Origin of the sequence: Dyadobacter flavalbus (assembly GCF_006149045.1) — a bacterium.
Lineage (GTDB): Bacteria > Bacteroidota > Bacteroidia > Cytophagales > Spirosomataceae > Dyadobacter > Dyadobacter flavalbus.
The window spans coordinates 175,397-195,521 of the sequence record NZ_VBSN01000059.1 but is presented as its reverse complement, the minus strand read 5'-3'; the positions used below and the strand labels follow the sequence as shown (position 1 = coordinate 195,521).

The 20,125-nt window shown below is 46.4% G+C and carries 10 protein-coding genes; 7 read left to right on the top strand and 3 right to left on the bottom strand.

Annotated elements, in window-relative coordinates; all coding sequences use genetic code 11:
- Positions 1-407 precede the first annotated feature (407 nt).
- The 4 genes from FEM33_RS19900 to FEM33_RS19885 all read left to right on the top strand — a co-directional run bounded on the left by FEM33_RS19900 (position 408) and on the right by FEM33_RS19885 (position 9,203).
- Complete coding sequence (locus FEM33_RS19900; protein ID WP_139013747.1) at positions 408-3,644, top strand: SusC/RagA family TonB-linked outer membrane protein; 3,237 nt, start codon at positions 408-410, stop codon at positions 3,642-3,644.
- Positions 3,645-3,655: 11 nt separating this feature from the next.
- Positions 3,656-5,164, top strand: a complete 1,509-nt coding sequence (locus tag FEM33_RS19895; protein ID WP_139013746.1) for a RagB/SusD family nutrient uptake outer membrane protein — start codon at positions 3,656-3,658, stop codon at positions 5,162-5,164.
- Between the two features lie 208 nt (positions 5,165-5,372).
- Complete coding sequence (locus tag FEM33_RS19890; protein ID WP_139013745.1) at positions 5,373-7,727, top strand: DUF1549 domain-containing protein; 2,355 nt, start codon at positions 5,373-5,375, stop codon at positions 7,725-7,727.
- Between the two features lie 48 nt (positions 7,728-7,775).
- Positions 7,776-9,203: a DUF1501 domain-containing protein gene (locus FEM33_RS19885; protein WP_139013744.1), complete on the top strand. Its 1,428-nt coding sequence runs from the start codon at positions 7,776-7,778 to the stop codon at positions 9,201-9,203.
- A gap of 470 nt (positions 9,204-9,673) precedes the next feature.
- Here the strand turns inward: FEM33_RS19885 and FEM33_RS19880 are convergent, their stop codons facing one another.
- The gene (locus FEM33_RS19880) at positions 9,674-11,008 is read right to left on the bottom strand and encodes a sigma-54-dependent transcriptional regulator (protein WP_139013743.1); all 1,335 of its coding nucleotides are present in this window, start codon (positions 11,006-11,008) and stop codon (positions 9,674-9,676) included.
- Between the two features lie 309 nt (positions 11,009-11,317).
- Between FEM33_RS19880 and FEM33_RS19875 the strand changes: the two genes are divergently transcribed.
- The gene (locus FEM33_RS19875; protein ID WP_139013742.1) at positions 11,318-12,508 is read left to right on the top strand and encodes a hypothetical protein; all 1,191 of its coding nucleotides are present in this window, start codon (positions 11,318-11,320) and stop codon (positions 12,506-12,508) included.
- A 126-nt stretch (positions 12,509-12,634) separates the two neighbouring features.
- Here FEM33_RS19875 and FEM33_RS19870 read toward each other — a convergent pair whose 3' ends face one another.
- Both FEM33_RS19870 and FEM33_RS19865 read right to left on the bottom strand, forming a co-directional pair.
- Positions 12,635-15,694 (bottom strand): hypothetical protein, encoded by a 3,060-nt coding sequence (locus FEM33_RS19870; RefSeq protein ID WP_139013741.1) that lies wholly within the window; start codon positions 15,692-15,694, stop codon positions 12,635-12,637.
- 154 nt (positions 15,695-15,848) lie between these two features.
- On the bottom strand, positions 15,849-16,088 hold the full coding sequence (locus tag FEM33_RS19865; RefSeq protein WP_139013740.1) for a hypothetical protein: 240 nt from the start codon (positions 16,086-16,088) through the stop codon (positions 15,849-15,851).
- 172 nt (positions 16,089-16,260) lie between these two features.
- On the opposite strand from FEM33_RS19865, the gene FEM33_RS19860 reads away from it, so the two are divergent.
- Positions 16,261-16,566, top strand: coding sequence for a hypothetical protein (locus FEM33_RS19860; protein ID WP_139013739.1), 306 nt, complete (start codon positions 16,261-16,263; stop codon positions 16,564-16,566).
- 271 nt (positions 16,567-16,837) lie between these two features.
- Positions 16,838-20,038: a TonB-dependent receptor gene (locus FEM33_RS19855; protein WP_139013738.1), complete on the top strand. Its 3,201-nt coding sequence runs from the start codon at positions 16,838-16,840 to the stop codon at positions 20,036-20,038.
- The last annotated feature ends 87 nt before the right edge of the window (positions 20,039-20,125 follow it).

Sequence of the window (20,125 nt, the reverse complement as noted above, 5' to 3'; positions counted from 1 at the left end):
TTATAAAGGCCGTTTTTAACATGATTTAACAGGTCATTCCTGTTTATACCCGTTTTATCCTGCTCTTTTTTAATTCCGGATTTTTATTGCTGCAAGTTCCGCAGGCATTTTGTTTCTGCTATTTACCGCCATACCGGATACAGCAGGACAGTCGGATAACTTTATACCAATATAATTACAAATAATATAATTCTAATCTTAAATAGAACTATATTTATTTATTACCTGAATAATATCATTATTTAATGATTTATCCATAATTACTTCCGCATCGAATTTTCATTTTAGTTTACCTAAACCATCCATAATGAATAAAAACGTGTTCAGATCAAAATTAGTTTTTAATGAAATTATCATTATTTCAAGAACAAGTATTCATGTTTGTCAAACTCTAACCTTTCAAGCGTATGAATTCACATCGACTCTTAAAATTCAGACGGTCCGTTAAGATCACAGCCCAATCTGTCCTGCCGTTCATTTGGCTGTTGATTACTTCTATACAGGCAAGCGCTGCAAAAGAAAATTCCGGCACCAAAAGCACGGAGCGTATAAACCTGAACGTTGACAAACCCATTTCCGGGAAAGTCAGTGATGAAAAGGCAACGGGATTGCCGGGTGTCAGTGTGATTTTAAAAGGCACCAGTACAGGAACTGTAACCGATGCGGAAGGAAACTACTCGATTCAAGTCCCCGAAACCGGCAGCCCGGTTCTTGTTTTTTCGTTCGTCGGGTACCTACCCAGAGAAGTTCCGGTCGGCAGCGGATCCACCATGGATATCCAGATGGCCGTGGATAACAAGGCATTGGAAGAAGTCGTGGTGGTCGGTTACGGAACGCAGCGGAAACGGGATATTACGGCCGCTGTTTCGGTCATCAGTATGGAAGATATCGGCGAAGTTCCCAAATCCAACGTTACCAGAATGATTCAGGGACAGGCTCCGGGCGTCATTATCAAGCAGAAAAGTGGCACGCCCGGCCAGCAGTTTGAAGTAAAGGTTCGCGGGATCAGCTCATTGGGAGCGGGCAGCGATCCGCTGTATGTTATCGACGGCTTTCCGGTCGGGATTTCAGTCGGGCAAAACCTTAACCCCAATGATATTGAAACAATTACAATCCTGAAAGATGCTGCTTCCACGGCCATTTACGGTGCGAGAGGCTCCAACGGGGTAGTGCTGATTACAACAAAAGGCGCAAAAGCCGGAAAAACAAGCCTGAATGTTTCCTTTGATTACGGCGTCCAGAATGTTCCGGATTCCAGAAAAACGCATGTTCTGAACGGACGGGATTTTGCGCAGTTTAAAAAGGAGGTATTTATCGGAAGATACGTGCTTGCCAACAAAGTGCAGCCGACCAACGACCAGATTCCCGAAGATTTCAGAAATCCTGAAAACACAAGGTACTCCACAAACTGGTACGACCTTATTCTGAATAACAATGCGCCTTACAAGGACATCAACGTAACGCTGACTTCGGGAAGCGGACCGGTCAAGTCGATGATTTCCGCCGGTTATTATAAAGAGGCAGGCTCGCTGCAATACACCGGGTATGACCGCGCTTCCGTGCGTGCAAACCTGGCCGGCGATGTGAACAAATTCATTACGCTGGGCCTGAATGTTGCCGGAAGTTACTCCAAATCGAGTCTTGCCAATACGGACGGCCGCAGCAATGTAGTCGGTCTGACGCTCATCAGTGACCCGCGTTATCCGGCGTATGATGAAAAAGGGGAACTGATCCCGTACTACAACGGCGTCGGCGACATTTTCGGATTTCCAAACCCTTTGTACATGCTGAAAAACATCAAGAGAAACCGCTATATCGCGGACGTTCTTGCCAATGGGTATGTGGAAGTCAATATTGCCAAAGGGCTGAAATTCAGGTCATCGCTGAATACCAAGATCAATTACAATACTTACAAGGAATACGTGCCTTCCACCATCGGACTGGCCATCGCAACGGGTAGCGCCGGCGCCCCGCCCAGAATTGCCACCGAACGGGACGATTCCGAAGAACTGATCAATTATTCTGCCGACCAGCTGCTTACTTACAATACGAATTTTGGCGAGAATCACCATTTTGATGCATTGCTGGGTTATACCGCACAGCAGGAAACGGTAAAAGGACTTTACGGCTCGGGCAATACTTTTCCCGACGACCTTACACCCTATCTCGGCAATGCAACCATCCGCTCTTCCAATTCCATCGAAAGAAAATGGACGATGATTGCTTACGTAGCTCGTCTGAATTATTCCTTCAAGGATAAATACCTGCTTTCCGCCACCATGCGCCGGGAAGGAAGTTCAAGGTTCAGCGAAGGACATAAATTCGGGAATTTCCCGGCGGTTTCACTCGGATGGAGACTTTCGGAAGAACCCTTTATTCCAAAAGCAGCCTGGCTTACAGATTTCAAACTCAGGGCCAGCTGGGGTATGACCGGAAACAACAGCTACTCCGTCAGTGCAAACAACAACTTCGGCATTGGGCAAAATGCCGGCGACGACGGAAACTATGCAAGTCTGGCTTTTCTGGGAATCAACAACTACATTCTCGGAAATACGCTTGCATCGGGAAAAACGGTGACACGCTTTGCAAATTCGGAACTTACGTGGGAAAAATCGGATCAGCTGGACGTCGGCTTCGACCTTTCCACCTTCAACAACCGGCTGGTATTTACCGTGGAATATTATAAAAAGATTACGGACGACATGCTGCTGGGTTACAACATTCCCGCTGTTTCAGGATTTACAACTACTCTGAAAAATCTGGGTAAAGTTCAGAATCAGGGCGTTGAAATTGCGGCAACGTACCGTATCAAAGTCGGACAAGTAAACCTGAGAACCAATGCGAACATTACTTTCAACCGAAACAAAGTACTTGCGATCAGAGGCCAGAACGACTTTATTCTTCAGGGAAGCCAGTACGGAGGGTACAATATCCAGCAGGTCGGACGTCCGATCGGAATGCTTTTCGGTTATAAAAAACTGGGCATATTCAACACGCAGGCTGAAATCGACGCTGCGCCAAAACAGGACGGTGCGGTTCCGGGTGCCATGAAATTTGCCGATCTGCACGGCGCACCCGACGGCGGACCGGACGGGATTGTTTCCTATGACACGAAGGATATGACCGAGATCGGTAACCCGAATCCCAAATTCAACTGGGCCTGGACCGTAGGCGCAGATTACAAGCGTTTTGACCTGAATGTCCTTTTGATGGGCGCTTACAAATTTGACATTTACCGGAACATTGAAGCCTCCACGATGAACATGGACGGCGTTTTCAACGTGCTGGAAAAAGCCAAAGACCGCTGGAGATCGCCTGAAAACCCGGGCTCCAACCCGAATGCCAAAAACTCGCAGGGCGGAACGGATTACTTCAAATGGTCGCGTGAAAGCAGCGAGCGGTATGTTTACGACGGCACGCACATGTGGATCAAAAACGTTACAATCGGCTATACGCTGCCGAAACTGGCAAATGTATTGTCCGATGCGCGTGTGTTCGTGAATGCGGCAAACCTGCTGATCGTAACCAAATATCCCGGAAACAACCCGGATGCGGGCGTAAGAGGCGGAACGGAGCTTAACAATGACGACGAGTCCTACCCTGTTCCAAGAACATTTTCTGCCGGTATCAAACTTAATTTCTAACCTTGATGAACATGAAAAATATAACCGCCATTGGTATCATTGCATTGATGCTGCTTCATACTTCATGCAGTGAGGATTTTCTGGATCAGACCGATCCGACGAAAGTGGGCGTTGATCTGTTTTACAAAAATGAAGCACAGGCAAAACAGGCGCTGAACGGCGTTTACGGCTCGCTTCAGAATATTACAAACAACGCGTATCTGTTCGGCGAATTCCAGACGGACAACACCACCGTGGACCTCAACCCTTCCGACCGCGGAGGTGCCGGCGGCTGGGAAGCATTTGAATTTTCAACCGTAAACTCCGGAAACGGTGAAATCGCAACGCTCTGGAATTCCTATTATGCGGCGCTGTACAACCTGAACCTAACGCTGGAAAAACTGGCAACCGCCACAATTGAAGATACCCCGAAAAAGGAAATTGAAGGGCAGCTGAAATTCCTGCGGGCATACCTTTACTTCAACCTTGTTCAGTATTTCGGTGACGTCGTGATTGTTACTTCTACTTTGGCCGTGCCCGATCCTGCATTTGATCTGGTTCGTTCGCCGCAGGCCGAAGCATGGGCATTGATTGAGAAAGACCTTTCCGAAGCTGTTGCTGCACTTCCTGCTGCTTACACCAATGCGGCTGACAAAGGAAGGGCTACAAAAGGCGCTGCGCTCGGTCTGCTCGGCAAAGTATATCTCACCAACAAGAAATACGCCGAAGCCGTAACGACCCTGAAAGAAGTTACGACACTGGGCTATTCCCTGAATGCGAACTATGCGGACAACTTCGATCCGTCCCCGGCCAAAAAGAACGGTCCGGAATCGTTGTTTGAAATTCAGTATCAGGGCGATAACGACCTTGGCGAACAAAGTTCATTTGAGTATGTATTTGCACCGAGGGTTTCCAAAGGTGCCGTTACGGGTTATTCTGCCGGGGCCAACGGCGGCAGAAATGCACCGACAAACGACATTATCGCGGCTTATGAAAAAGGGGATCTGAGAAAAGACCTGTCGCTGAAAACCGGATTTACGCTCGACGGCGTCTTTTATCCTGTGACTTATGTAAGCAAATACAATTATCCGCATACGATTGTACAGCGCACCAATACGAACTGGCCGGTGCTGCGTTATGCCGACGTGCTTTTGATGCTTGCCGAAGCCATCAACGAACAATCCGGCCCGACAGCCGAGGCTTACGGTTATCTGAATCAGGTCCGTAAACGTGCAGGACTTGCAGATCTGACCGGACTTGACAAAACAACTTTCAGAACGGCTGTTTTAAAAGAAAGAAGAGTGGAACTGGCTTTTGAAAACCATAGATGGTTTGACCTGAAAAGAACGATGACACCGGCTGAATGGGCTGCGTTCATGAATGCACATGGCGCCAGGGAAAGAGCGAACCCGACCATTGCAAGAGGAAATGTGCCTTTTAATACAACGGATTATGTGTATACCGAAAACGAATATTACCTGCCGATTCCTGCACCTCAGATTCTGATCAATTCCAAACTGACACAGAATCCGGGTTACTGATAGGACGCTCATTTTGATTAGATTACGCATAAAAATGCTTTTGAATGGATATAGCCGGGAGAAATTTCGCCGTTCCGGATTTCTCCCGGTTTTTCAAACTATAATGAAATTGATTCGTTAATAATTTATATTATTTAAATAGCTGTCTGAGAATTAATTATTTGCAGACAAATTCATTGAAATCCTAAAACCCTTAACTTTTATAATTGTGTTACTTCAGGCAAATGAAACTTTCTGGCTCTGGCAACTTTTCGGAAGATTACACCCGCTGTTTGTGCATTTTCCGATCGGACTTCTGTGCGTCGTGCTTTTACTTGAAATACTGGACTGGAGAGGCAAATCGGGCCGATTGCGTGATGGCATCCGGATCCTGGTCTGGGTCGGTGCGGGAAGTTCCGTGCTTGCCGTGATTTTCGGCTGGCTGCTCGCCGGTGAAGGCGAATACAGCGGCGACAGTCTCGAAATTCACCGCTGGGCGGGAATTGCCACGATGGTTTTGTCCATAATAACCGCTTTTTCACTTCGAACCAATCTTTTTGGAATCTATCGTTCACTGCTTTTTCTGACTGTTTTCGGCGTTTCCTTTGCCGGACATTACGGCGCCATGCTGACGCACGGCGACGATTATATTTCAAGCGTGCTGCCTTCTTCGCAAAAATACCTGGCGGCAACAACCGAAGTCGATTTTGTCGCAAACAATTCCGGCCCGATGAGCGAGCAGCAGATTCAGGACCTGAATGTACAGGTACGGACGATCCTGGCGCATAACTGTTACAGCTGTCATGGTGAAGGCAAAAGCAAGGGCGACCTGCGGCTGGATTCCAGGGACGGCATTATGAAAGGCGGAGAAAACGGGTTTGTAGTCGTAAAAGGCCATCCGGAACAAAGTGAGCTGATCCGCAGGGTTTCACTTCCCAAAAGCGACAAGGAAGCCATGCCGACCAAAGGCAAACGCCTCACGGAACAGGAAATCAAGGTTCTTCAGTACTGGATTGAGAAAGGCGCTGTGTGGCCGGAAGGAAAGGAAAAAAGCATCTACCGCGTAGCTGCGCTCGAACCGCGCATGCCGCAGGTTCCGGTGCCGACGGGTGATCTTGTAAAACCCGTTGACTTGTTTGTAAATGCTTATTTTGTCAAAAACAAAATCGGCTGGAAACCGGTTGTGGACGACCGTATCTATATCCGCAGGGTTTATCTTGACATCATCGGATTGCCGCCGCCGCCGGAAAAAGTGGAAGCATTTGTTGCCGATACCCGCCCGGACAAGCGCGAAACCCTTGCAAAAGAATTGCTGAACAGGAATGACGATTATGCCCAGCACTGGATGTCGTTCTGGAACGATGCGTTACGGAACGATTATTCCGGAACGGGCTACATTACAGGCGGAAGATTCGACATTACCAAATGGCTTTACAGATCCCTGCAGGTCAATAAACCTTATAACTGGTTTGTAAAAGAACTGATCAGCCCTAATAAAGAATCTGAAGGATTTATAAAAGGCATCAAATGGCGTGGTACGATCAATTCCAGTCAGCGGACCGAAATGCAGGCGGCGCAGAACGTTTCGCAGGTTTTGCTGGGACTCAATCTAAAATGCGCTTCCTGCCACGACAGTTTTATCAGCGACTGGAAACTGGAAGATTCCTATGCATTCGCCAATATTTTTGCGGATACTTTGCTGGAAATCAACCGCTGCGACAAACCGACCGGAAAAATTGCAGGCACCAGAATACTGTTTCCCGAACTTGGCGAAATCAGCGTTAATGAAAGTACGGAGAAACGGCTGCGCCAGCTGGCCGATTTTCTGGTGCAGCCGAAAGACGGACGGCTTTACAGAACGGTTACGAACCGGATCTGGGCGCAATTGATGGGCCGCGGCATCGTGGAGCCCGTCGATATGATGGACAACATGCCTTGGAGCGAAGACTTGCTCGACTGGCTGGCTTCCGATTTTGCTGCGAACGGCTATGACATCAAAAAACTGATTTACACGATTGTTACTTCCAAAACATATCAATTGCCTTCTACTTCTGTCAAAGAAGCCGGCGATATCATGGCCAATGAATACAAATTCACGGGCATGGTCCGGCGCAGGCTTACCGCGGAGCAGTTTACGGATGCGATCAGTTTTGCATTCAATCCGATGTATGCGGACACCGCCATTGTTACCGACCTTTTGCCAAAAGATATCAAGAAAAAACTGCCTTTTCCGCGTGCCGGATTTGTCAAGAACGATCCGTTCCTGACTTCACTCGGAAGGCCGAACCGTGAAACCGTAAGCACAAGCCGCACTTCGCAGGCTAATTTGTTGCAGGCGCTGGAACTCACCAACGGCAATAAATTTACCGAAACGCTGAAAACGGGTTCGAAACAATGGCGTGAAAAATACCCGACTTCCGAGCTGCTTGTGACGGAACTGTACAGGAAATCACTGGGACGAACGCCACTGCCCAAGGAAATTGCCGTAGCGAAAAAAATGCTGGGGCCGGTGCCGAGTGAAGAAGGGATTCAGGATCTGATGTGGGCCATTGCACTCATTCCGGAGTTTCAACTGATTTATTAAATGCAGAAATAATAAAGACTTTTAGCTGACTTTCAAGCATTCACCATCATGAATACCAACTGGAACCGAAGAGAATTTTTACAGCGTGCCAGCGCAGCGACCATGGCGGCACTGGCGGCAGGCGCTCCCGTTTCGGGCCTGCTTTCCGGCTGCAAGCGTTTTTCCGGACCTGATTCCACGGCCGATACCGTTATCCTGTTATGGATGGCCGGCGGCATGGCGCATACCGAAACTTTTGACCCGAAGCGTTATACGCCTTTTGAAAAAGACATGGAAGGCAACCGCGTGCTGAGTACGTTCAAATCCATGCCGACTATTCTGGACGGAATCCATTTTTCGGACGGGCTGCAATCCATCGGGAAAGTAATGGATAAAGGAACGCTGATCCGCTCGTACGTAGCGGCCGATATGGGCCATATCTTGCATTCCCGGCATCAGTATCACTGGCATACGTGCTATGAACCGCCGCAAACGGTTGCCGCGCCGCACATCGGTTCGTGGATCGCAAAAGAACTCGGGCCGAAGAACCCTGTGATTCCGGCTTTTGTAGATATTGGTCAGCGCTTTACCGTTGGCGAAGCCGAAGAACTCAAAGCTTTTCACACAGCGGGATTCCTTGGAAATGAGTTCGGGCCTTTCTTTATTCCCGATCCGAGCCAGGGCCTCGACAGCGTACGTCCGCCCGTCGGAATGGATGCCAAGCGTTTTGAAAGAAGAAATCAGTTGTACAACGAACTGGTCAATAACAGCCCGATCGGGGAATTTGGCAGCGATTACCAGCGTGAATCCCTCAAACGTTCGATGGAACAGGCTTATGCATTACTCAATTCACCGGAGTCCAAGGCTTTTGACCTGAGTTCGGAACCCAAGGAGAGCTATCAAATTTACAATACCGGAAAGTTCGGGCTGGGCTGTCTGCTTGCGCGCCGACTGACCGAACAAGGAGCCCGATTTATCAGCGTGACTACCGAATACGAGCCGTTCAAAGGCTGGGATACGCACGAAAACGGCTACACGCGGCTGATAGAAATGAAAAAGCAGATTGACGGCCCGATTGCGCAGCTGGTTAAAGACCTCGATCAGAAAGGACTTCTCGACAGAACCATGATTGTACTCGCCAGTGAGTTCAGCCGCGACATGATGGTGGAAGGAAAGCCGGACGCCAAAGTGCTGGAACAGGTTAACCAGCCGGACATTTTATCGGACCTGAAATTTTACGGCATGCACCGTCATTTTACGGATGCAGGTTCCATGCTGCTATTTGGAGGCGGGATTAAAAAAGGGTTTGTATACGGAAAGACCGCAGACGAACGTCCGTGCAAAACCATCGAAAACCCGATCAAAATAGATCAGGTGCATCAGACGATTTATCATGCGCTGGGTATTACGGGCGATACGCATTACGAAGTTGAAAAACGGCCATTTTATACCACTCCTGACGGAAAAGGATTGCCTGTGATGGACTTGCTGGCGTAACGATTGGAATCCAGCTTTCCGTTATCCATGTTCCTGTTTTTCCAGTTATTTTCATGAAAGCCGGCTCCGAATGCCGGCTTTTTACTTTGATAATATACTTTACCGGGTTAACCCCATTAATTCCGGCAGTCACCACAGTAATTACAGGTTTGAACAAATATTGCAATATCTTTCTAGAAGTAAACCACAGGCAAACTTTCTGTAAATCCTCTTTTCAACAAATTTACCCATGCAGATCATCAACTCCCTATCGGACCCGATCCGGTTGTTCTTTCGCCAGTATTATACTGAAGTCTACTTTGTAATGTGTGCATTTATGCTGTCCTTTTTCGCAGTCATGGCCATGTTTGCAAACTCTGAAAGTAAAAGACTTTAATGCCATGCCGTTTTCAGGTCAGGAAACATCTAACGCAAACTGAGAATCTTATTCCGAACAGAAACAACCAAATTAAAGCTTTTTCACCAAGTTACTAAATGCCGTATTCCTCGATCTTGCGGTAAAGCGTGGCAATGCCGATTTCCAGCAAACGCGCCGTTTCCGCCTTGTTTCCCTTGCAATGATTCAGGACTTTCTGTATATGCAGTTTTTCGGCACTTGCCATGGAGAAAGCAGACATGTATGTGTTTTTGGAAGGAACGGACTGCTGGATTTCAAACGGCAGGCTTTCAGGCTGCAGTTCGCCGTCGCTGATGATAATGGACCGTTCGATGACGTTTTTCAGTTCGCGAATGTTTCCGACCCAAGCATAGTTTTCCAGCAGTTTGAGAAATTCCCCTGAATAACCCGGATTCTTTTTATTGGTTTGTCTGGCAAAATAATTCAGATAGTACTCCACAAGCAGCGGAATATCTTTCACCCTTTCCCTGAGCGGCGGCAGCAGGATCTGGAACACGTTGAGCCGGAAATACAGGTCTGACCTGAATCTTTTCTGTTCGGATTCAGCCTTTAAATCACGGTTAGTAGCGGCGATCAGGCGAAAATTGGATTTAACCGGCTTTGTATCACCCAGTTTTATGAACTCGTGCGTTTCCAGCACACGAAGCAGCCGCGCCTGCAGTTCAAGCGGAAGTTCCCCGATTTCGTCCAGAAACAATGTGCCGTTATGCGCTTCTTCCAGAAGTCCTTTTTTGTCTTTGAGTGCGCCGGTAAAAGCGCCCTGCTTGTAACCAAACAGTTCGCTTTCCATCATTTCCCGACCGAAGGCGCTGCAATTGAGCGCAACGAAATTCTTGTCCGCACGGGAGCTGCTGTGATGAATGGCCTGCGCAAATACTTCCTTTCCCGTTCCCGTTTCCCCGGTCAGCAACACTACGGTATCGGTATGCGCAACTTTTCTGGCAAGATCAATTACATTTTTCAGCGTCTGGGAATTGCCGATAATCGCATCAAATGAATATTTACTCGAAACCAGGGATTCCAGCTTCTGAAGCTTTTTCTGCAGGTGTGCTTTTTCCACCGCTTTGGCCAGTAACGGCAGGATTTTATCATTGTCGTCCCCTTTCACAATGTAATCCATCGCACCGTTTTTCATTGCTTTTACGCCGTCCGCAATATTTCCGTTGGCCGTTAAAAGGATGATTTCAGCAAGCGGGTTTTTCGCTTTCAGCAAGCCGATCATTTCGACGCCATTCCTGTCCGGCAGCCTTACATCGCAAAGCACAGCGTCTATTTCCTGATTTTCAATCTGCTTCAGGCCCGAATGGCCATCCGCAGCTTCCACTACCTCAAAGCCTTCTCCTTTGATAATCCTTGCAAGCAGAGACCGGAGTTTGTCCTCGTCATCAATGATTAATATCGTCTTCAATCTTAAAATGTTAACGTTGAAATTGGAAAATAAAAATTCTGCAAACCGGAAAGCTCTTTCCAACAATACAAAGATTGCTCAAACCAGCCAAAACATTTCACTTTTTACATTTCACATTTCACAAAATACATTCATCGCTGTCATGCACAATTAAAGCCAGTGATCTTTCCAAACTATTTAACAAATGCCTTATACAAGAAGTTTTATACTATGTAGAATTATTACTTTTTCAATAATTCATATGAAAAATTCAATTGCAGATAGCTTTTTTATTATTATGTTTATTCTGAAAATCACTCAACGTTTATTTTGGCAAACTTACTTACATCCAGCCGGGGTATTTTATTATTGTCTGTTATTCTGTTTGCCTTTGTATTACTGACCACTTTTCCGAAATATCTGGAAATCCTTGCCGATCCTTCTCCGTATAATACTTATTCCTATTTTTTTCATAAAGTAAGCGAGCCGTTGAAAGCCGTTCCGATTGCGCCGGATACACACGGTTCCAAAATTGCATTCCGGCTAACGGTACCGTTGCTTGCGAAGTTGCTTTATCCCGGAGATTTCGGCAGCGGCCGCAGGATTGTTATTTTATATCTTATCCAGTCTTTTCTGCTGATTCCATTCTTTTACATACTGATCAAGCTGTTGAAAAGATTTACGAATTCTTCTACTTTACTCTATTTTTCCATTGCCTGCTCTTCGGTTTATTTATCAAAGGCATTCTTTTGGGATTACGACTTCTGGTTTGACGGATTTGCTTATTTTTTCCTGTTGCTCGGCATGTATTTCCGTAATAAGGCGGGCATATTCATTGCATTGCAGCTGGCCTGCTGGACAGATGAACGTGCCGTCATTGCATTGTCTTCCATTTACCTTTTTCATTTGCTTCAGGAAAACAGTTTCAGCATATCAAGCCTGCGGCAGCTATTGAATCGTGAAAGTTTAAAACAGCGGTCTTTTGTAGTCGTACTCGCCGGCCTGGCATATGGAATTGTCCGTATGCTTCTTGCTTATCAATTTGATTTGCATACCCCTTTTGGAGAGAATTCGGGCGTGGCATTAAGCCTGATTCCATACCAGTTTAAACACCGGCTGATCGGGATTTTTCTTGCATTTGAAGGATTGTGGCTTTTGCTTTTGTCGGCCGCACTGCTCATGTATAATCAGCGCAAATCATTACTTCTCGTATTGCTTTCGGGTATTTTAATGCTTCATATTATTGTCGCTTACAGTGTATTTGATATTACAAGAAGCCTGTCATATGCATTTCCTGTATTTATCATTTCCGGCATTTATGTTTCATTAAACCGCACCAAAGTTCACCAACGGATTTTTCTGATTACTGCGGCACTGTGTCTTTTGATGCCGACCCAGTTTCTGATTTATTTTCCAAGACAAATTCCCTGGACGATCCTGTCTTATACCGAAATCAAAAATATTTATGTTTCAAGTACTGAAAATGAAGAAGGATATATTTCCAATAATTATAAAAAGTAATTCACTGAACAAGGTTGATGTTTATTCAGTAAAACGAGTTATTAAACCGGATGTTCAAACAAAAAAGAGACTGCTTTTTCAAATAAAAGCAGTCTCTTTTTTATACAGTAAATCCCGGGATCGCGGCTATTCTTTTACCACTTTCATCACTTTCATTTCTTCACCGATCCTTACATTCAGCAGATACATTCCCGGCGCAAGCTGCGGTAAACCGTTCAGTACGGCTTCGCCGGAGGCTGAGATACCGGAAATATCATGCCGGAAAAGCTCGCGCCCGTTCATTGCGGTAAGCCATACCTGACCTTTTGCGGCTGCGGGCGTCTGTGCAAAGCGCAAGGTAAGTATGCTGCTGCTGCCGAATGGATTCGGAGAAACAGAAATGGCATGATCCGCAAGAAAATCATTCGATCTGATTGCTATAATTTTTGTGTAATCCAGCTTTCCGTCTGTATCCTGCTGCTTGATTCTGTAATAAAGCGTTGCGGTTTCTTGTGGAAGCTGGCTGTCCATAAACCTGTAATTCTGCACCTGACTGCTGTTCCCAACCGACTTCACCCGTCCGATTTCTGAAAAGACTCTGCCATTAGCCGAACGTTCAATCACATAGACATCCGCATTTTCCTCCGTTGCTGTTGACCAGTTCAGAATATTTCCTTCCACCGAAGAACGGCCTTCGAATGAAATCCATGTAACCGGAAGCGGCTGTCCGTCCAGCCTCAGAACCGTGGCTTTTCCATTATTGCCGTAATCCGCATAGGCTACATACGGGGTGCCCGTACTGTTTATTGACATGGATAAATAATCGGCTTCTCCGGCCGTAAAGGCGGCCGAAGCAACGGTTTGCCAGTTTGTGCCGTTAAATCTTTTCACAGTTGCCTTGGATGCATTGCTTACTTCGGTGTAAGCAACAAACGGTGTGCCGGAAGCGTCCAGAGCAAGCGTTGAAAAATCTGCGCTTCCTTCGGAGATTCCCTGTGCGCCTACTGCCGTCCACGCTGTTCCGCTGTATTTCAGTACCGTAACTTTACCGTCATTTCCATAATCCTTGAAAGATACGTAAGGTGTGCCGGAAATGTCCAGAACCATTGTGATGTAAGAAGCGCTGTCGGCCGACAAGCCTGCTTTGCCCAATGTTTCCCAATCGGTACCGCTAAATTTGGCAACGGTTACCTTGCTTCCGTTTGCTGCATCGGAGTAAGCCAGGAACGGCATTCCAAAGCTGTTGACAGAAAGCGACACATAATTGGCGTTTCCTGCCGAAAAATCGGCGTTGCCGACCGGAAGCCAGGCTGTACCGTCAAACTTCATGATATGGATCCGGTTATTGTCCGCTGCATCTGTGTAGGCCACATAAGGTATTCCTGAATTGTCAAGAACCAGCAAGGTTCTGGAAGCAGAGCCGGTCGAGAATCCCGGTGTACCGACTGCTTCCCAGTTGCTGCCGCCATACTGCATAACGGTGACCTTGTTATCGTTTCCGGCATCGGTAAATGCCACGTACGGTGTACCTGACGCATTCAGCGCCAGTGTTGTATAACCTGCGGAATCAATGGAGATACCCGGTGTTCCTACCGGCCCCCATGCATTTTCGCTGAACTTCATGACGGTTGCCTTGTAGCCATTTCCCTGATCGGAATACGCCATGTAAGGTGTGCCGGAAGCATCCAGCGCCAGGGAGGTATACAGTGCTGTTCCTTTGGAAAAACCTGCATTTCCGGTTACCTGCCACGTCCTGACATTGTCAAAAGCCGGTGTATTTACGGTTAATGCCGCTGTATCTGAAATCAAAACATTACCGTTGCTTACCTGTACACGAAACTGATACCCGTTCAGCGAAACCGGTGCGTTGATTACATTGAGGGTGGGAAGATTGGCCCCGCTGTAAATGCCGCCGTTGGTGACGTTGGTAAAAGTATTGCTGTTGTCGTAGCTCACCTGCCACTGATAAGTTAATGCTTCATCGTCCGCCGTTGCATTAACAGAAAAGCTGGCAGCTTGCCCGCCTGTAATGGTTCTGGCAGCCGGCTGTGCAGTAATGGCCGGCATAACCGGCATTACCAGTTTCATGACCGTTGCCTTTCCGCCGTTACCGTAATCCGAATAAGCTACATAAGGAATGTTTGAATTGTTGATCACAAGTGAAAAGTAGTAAGCTTCACCTGCTGAAAACCCGGCTCCTCCTACCGTTTCCCAATCTGCTCCGTTGTACTTCATTACCGTTGCTTTGTAGTCATTGGTCACTTCGGTATAAGCAACATAAGGTACGCCTGCGTTGTCAAGCGCAAGTACAGGATAATCCACGTCTCCTTCCGAAAAGCCGGGTGTTCCTACCGTTTGCCAGCTGTTACCGTCAAACTGCATGACGGTCACCTTGCTTTCGTTGGCGTCATCTTTAAAAGAAATATAAGGCTTGCCTGAATTGTCCAGCACCAACGAAGTATAAGGTGAGCTGCCTGCAGAGAATCCAGCCTTGCCCACTATTTCCCAATCGGTACCGTTGAACTTCATAACGGTAGCTTTATTGTTGTTGCCATAATCAAAATAAGCAACATACGGTGTGCCGGAACCATCCAGTTTCAGCGAAACATAGCCGGCATAATTTTCAGAAAAGCCCGCCATGCCCACCGGAACCCAGGCTTCACCATCAAATTTCATAACTGTTGCCTTGTAACCGTTTCCTGCATCCGTATAAGCGACGTAAGGTGTGCCGTTATTGTCCAGAACCAGCGATGTACTGGAAGCATTGCCGTTGGAAAAACCAGCCGGCCCCACCGACTCCCAATCCGAACCGTTAAACCTCATTACCGTAGCCTTGTTGTCATTGCCCGCATCCGTAAATGCCACATAAGGCATTCCGGATTTGTCGAGTGCAAGTGATGTAAAATACGTCTCGCCGATGGAAAATCCGGGTGTTCCGACCGGGTACCATTTGGAGCCGTCAAATTTCATAACAGTCACTTTATAGCTGTCGCCCTCGTCGGAGTAAGCCACGTATGGCGTACCGGAATTATCCAGAACCAACGATGTATAGTATGCCTCACCTGTGGAAAAACCGGCTTTGCCTGCAAGCTGCCATGTCTGCCCGAAACTTTTTCCGTAAACCAGAAACAAAAAGAAGAGCGGTAATAAAACGTGAGTAAATGATCTGCCTGCAGACCTGAGAAAAAATGGTACTGATATGTTCATGTTGAGTATGTATGTATTGAATACACAAGTTAAATATTGTACTACATATAATTACAAAGTGTCAACTTTTATACAATATATTCTACAATAAATACAGTTATTTTTATAAAACAAGCCACAACAATGCCAAAATTGTATATTGGAAATTACCCGTTCAGGACTGCATAATTTGCGGTTTGTTACGAACAATGGTGATTTGCCGGAAGCTATCTTTCAGGTTGAAAATTGCCTGCAATGTCCGAGTTGCTTTCATGCCTGAAATTGCATTTCGTGCCGGAATTTGATCGGCATCAAAATTGTCTCTTGTCAAAATTGCTTGTGCCAAAATTACTTCCATGCCCAAAATTATCTCCCGACCATTTTTACGCAGATTCATATGAACAAGTAAATTCAATCGGCAGAAGTTGAGCCGCTTCAAAAAGATAATCAATATTAGTTTTGAAACTGATCCAGGTCATAATCTCAACACATCTGCCTGACTAATTTTGATGCATACTTAACAGGGTTTGAAGGTACTGAAAATCCGGAAAATTGTACAGGTATCCAACTCATCACAAGCAACAACCATGATTCACGAAAAGATATTTAACCTTAAAACCGGCAGATCGGTGAAGGTTATCATCCATGATGTAAAGCAAACGGAAATTTCGGAGTTAAATATTGACGTGTTGATCAAAGAACCCAACGAACCGGAATTCAGACGGCCTATTCACCATAGTCATCCGCAATACTGGAAGCTCCGGAGATTAGATCGTGAGCATGCCAGCAAGTTACAAATCCTGTACAGCGGCATCAAGAAAAAGCATATCAAATCGGCTATAAACGAATTTTACGCTGCAAACAACTGGAACAGTTACATGCACCGGAATTAAAAATTTCTGACATTATTTTTTGTATTATCCTCCTCTACTAAGTATTACCCTCCTCTACTTATTTAGATTATCAGTAAGCATGAATGCCTTAAACCGCATTTCTGAAAAGCAATCAACCAAAACCATTCACCTGAAAACCTGACTATACTATTGAAAACAGAAAATTGACCATTTACAATCTGATCCGTTTTTTCACAATTCGTTAACAATCGCGTAACTTTCAGGTGAAGCTAATTTCTGTTTTTTGCACCCTAAATGCAAAAAACAGAACATGCTAAAAAAACTTTTACTTTCTGCCTTCCTGATTTCCTTTGGTGCTTTTAACAGCATTGATGTTAATGCCCAGACTACACAGGCATCTATTTCGGGTACAGTTACCGACAATCAGAACGCTGAACTTGCCGGTGCCACGATCCAGGTCAAAAATGAATCCACCGGCTTTACAACGGGTACGGCCACCAACGCAAAAGGTGAATATGCCTTCAAGGAACTGCCGCTCGGCGGGCCGTATACAGTGATTGTAACTTATATCGGCTTTGGCGAACAGAAACAAACCGGTTATATTCTCCATCAGGGTGATGCCATCCGCATCAAAACGAGCATGAAGGAAAATGACCAGACGCTTGAAGTTGTGCAGGTTGTTGCTTCCGGTATCAAAAACAAAATCGAGAACATCGGTGCTTCTACGGCTATTTCGGCCAAAGATATTACGCGCCTTCCCGTGAACGGCCGTAACTTCACTTCGCTGATGGATCTTTCTCCGTTAAGCCGCGGCGGCAATATTTCCGGTCAGCTTGGATCTTCCACCAATTATACCATTGACGGTATGAATGCCAAAAACCCGACTTCGGCAGGATCCACGACAAGCCGCAGCGGTGCTCCTTACTCCATTTCTATTGAAGCAGTACGTGAATTTCAGGTTGTTACAAACCAGTATGATGTAACTTACGGCCGTAGCGGCGGAGGAACGGTAAGTGCCGTTACCAAATCCGGAACCAACCGGCTGAGCGGAAGTGCATTCAATTACAGCAGAGCCAGCTGGCTATCAAGCCCTTATGATATTCGCGGCAATAAGCTGAACACCAAGTTTTCAACCAATCAGTTTGGATTCTCACTGGGCGGCCCGATCATCAAGGACAAGCTGCATTTTTTTGTTGCCTGGGATCATCAGCAGGATACGCGTCCGTTCGTTATTGCCGATGTGCAAACGGCCGCAGATGAAAACCGGTTTAACATCACCAAAACAACGCTGGATAAATATGTTGACATTGCACGCTCCAGATACGGCGTTGCCAACACGCCCCAATACGGAACCTTTGACAAAAGTCGCGGCTCGGATGCGGTATTCGCAAGGATTGACTGGCAAATAAACAGCAAAAACCTGCTGACGATCCGTGACAATTATACCAATGACAGAAACAAACTGGGTCTTCAGGATAACACGGCCATTAATATTTACGAGTCCACAGGAAATGATTACAACGTGGATAACAGTCTGCTGGCTTCGCTTCGTTCTTCCATCAATCCACGCCTCACGAACGAACTGAAGGTTCAGCATTTATATACGTATCAGAAAAGCAGCCCGGGCGATCAGCTTCCATCTGCCAACATTCCCCGTGCCATTGTTGAAAACGTCGTTTCTACGCTGAGTGACGGAACTTCCAAATCCACGAACATTCAAATGGGCGGGCACCGTTTTGCACAGGAAGGTTTCAAAAACAATGTAATTCAACTGGTGGATAATCTGTATTACAATACGGATAAAGTAGAATACACGTTCGGGATTGATCTGATGTACACGCGGGCGCATTCGCGTTACGGCAGCGAAGTGAACGGGCGTTTCCATTACATTTCGGATGCGGCCAATACTTCACTTGAAAAGTTTGAAAACCTTCAGCCGTACCGTTATTACCGCGAAGTTCCATTAATGGACGATTGGTCCGTTGACGGAAATATCCTGAATGCAGGAATTTACGGTCAATTGAAAACCCGTCTGGCCACAGGGCTGGATATGGTTGCAGGTCTGCGCCTGGATTATGCACATTATCCGACTTCGCCGCTGAACGAGACGGTTTTACAGGAACTGAACATTCGTACGGATCACCGATTGAAGTCGTTTGTCGTGCAGCCCCGCGTGCAGTTTACGTGGGATGTTAATGAAAGACATACGGACATCATCCGGGCCGGTGCCGGGATTTTTGCCTCAGACATCAACAATTATGTCCTGATCAATAACCTGACATTTGACGGAAAACATCTGGCCACGGTCGATGTACGTGCCCCGAACATCCCAACGCCCGATTTTGCCGCATACCGCAACAATTACGCCAACATTCCAAGCCTGGCCGCATTCCAGCTTCCGACCATCAATACCAACGGCCCGGATGCACGTGTTCCGGTTATGTACAAGGCAAATGCTTCTTACAGCCATTATTTTACAGACAAGCTGAGAGTCGGCGTTGCCGGTTACATGACATTAGGCCGCAACAATTATTTTTATGTGGACAGAAACATGGTTGACGAGCCTTTTTTCAGGCTGGCCGATGAAGACAACCGTGGTGTGTACGTGCCACTGAATTCGATGCCGGCAAACGGCGCCGGTGACTGGCTGCAGGGCCGCAAAAGCCAGAAGTTCGGACGTGTTCTGGAACTGAACAGCGAAGGAAAAGTAAATCAGTTTGCCTTTGTAGCCGATGCCACTTATCAGTATTTCCGGGATGGAGAAATTACAATGAGCTATACTTATAACGATACAAGGGACAATACTTCTTACAATGGAAACGTGGCTAACACTGCTACTTTGTCATTACCGGTAAAAGATGATCCGCGTGATCTGAGCCGCATGAGCTATTCCGACAACCATTTCCGTCACAAAATCGTGTTCTATGGTTCTTTGCCATCTTTTTACGGCATCAATGTCGGTATCCGTTATTCAGGAATTGGTGGAACGCGTTATACGCTTTTGTCCGGTGCCAACAGCAATGCGGACTTTGTATCCGGAACCAATGATCTTGCCTTTATTTTCGACAGAAACAATCCGTCTGTTCCTGAAAATGTAAGAAACGGTTTGCAGGCAATTATGGACAACCCGAAAGCAAGCCAGAGCGTGAAAGATTACATTAATGAGTACTCGGGAAAAATGGCAGCCAGAAACGGAGGTATCAATCGTTTTTACGGCATTTTTGACATCAGGGCGACAAAAAGATTCAGAATTCACAAAAGCCAGAACATCGAACTTTCTGCGGATATTTTCAATGTTGCCAATTTGCTGAATAAAAGCTGGGGCGTAAACGAATCTCTTGGAAATCAGGCACTTTATGCGCTTGGAATTCCTGCAACAACCAGTTCGCCTGCGATCCCGGCATTTGATAAAACCAATCAGAAATTTGTTTACCGGGTGAACACGGCGGGCATTGTTACGCCGTCAGGAAATCCGTATCAGTTTCAGCTTGGATTGCGTTACAGCTTTTAACCAAATGTTTCTGACATCGGGTTTGTAATTTTTTAATTACTTTATCCGTCAATTTATCCAATAAAAAATCGGCTGTAATTTCTGAAG

Bases quoted from the DNA above. Each gene is read 5' to 3' on its own strand.
- FEM33_RS19900 (WP_139013747.1), top strand. From the start codon at position 408: ATGAATTCACATCGACTCTTAAAATTCAGACGGTCCGTTAAGATCACA.
- FEM33_RS19895 (WP_139013746.1), top strand. From the start codon at position 3,656: ATGAAAAATATAACCGCCATTGGTATCATTGCATTGATGCTGCTTCAT.
- FEM33_RS19885 (WP_139013744.1), top strand. From the start codon at position 7,776: ATGAATACCAACTGGAACCGAAGAGAATTTTTACAGCGTGCCAGCGCA.
- FEM33_RS19870 (WP_139013741.1), bottom strand. From the start codon at position 15,694: ATGAACATATCAGTACCATTTTTTCTCAGGTCTGCAGGCAGATCATTT.
- FEM33_RS19860 (WP_139013739.1), top strand. From the start codon at position 16,261: ATGATTCACGAAAAGATATTTAACCTTAAAACCGGCAGATCGGTGAAG.
- FEM33_RS19855 (WP_139013738.1), top strand. From the start codon at position 16,838: ATGCTAAAAAAACTTTTACTTTCTGCCTTCCTGATTTCCTTTGGTGCT.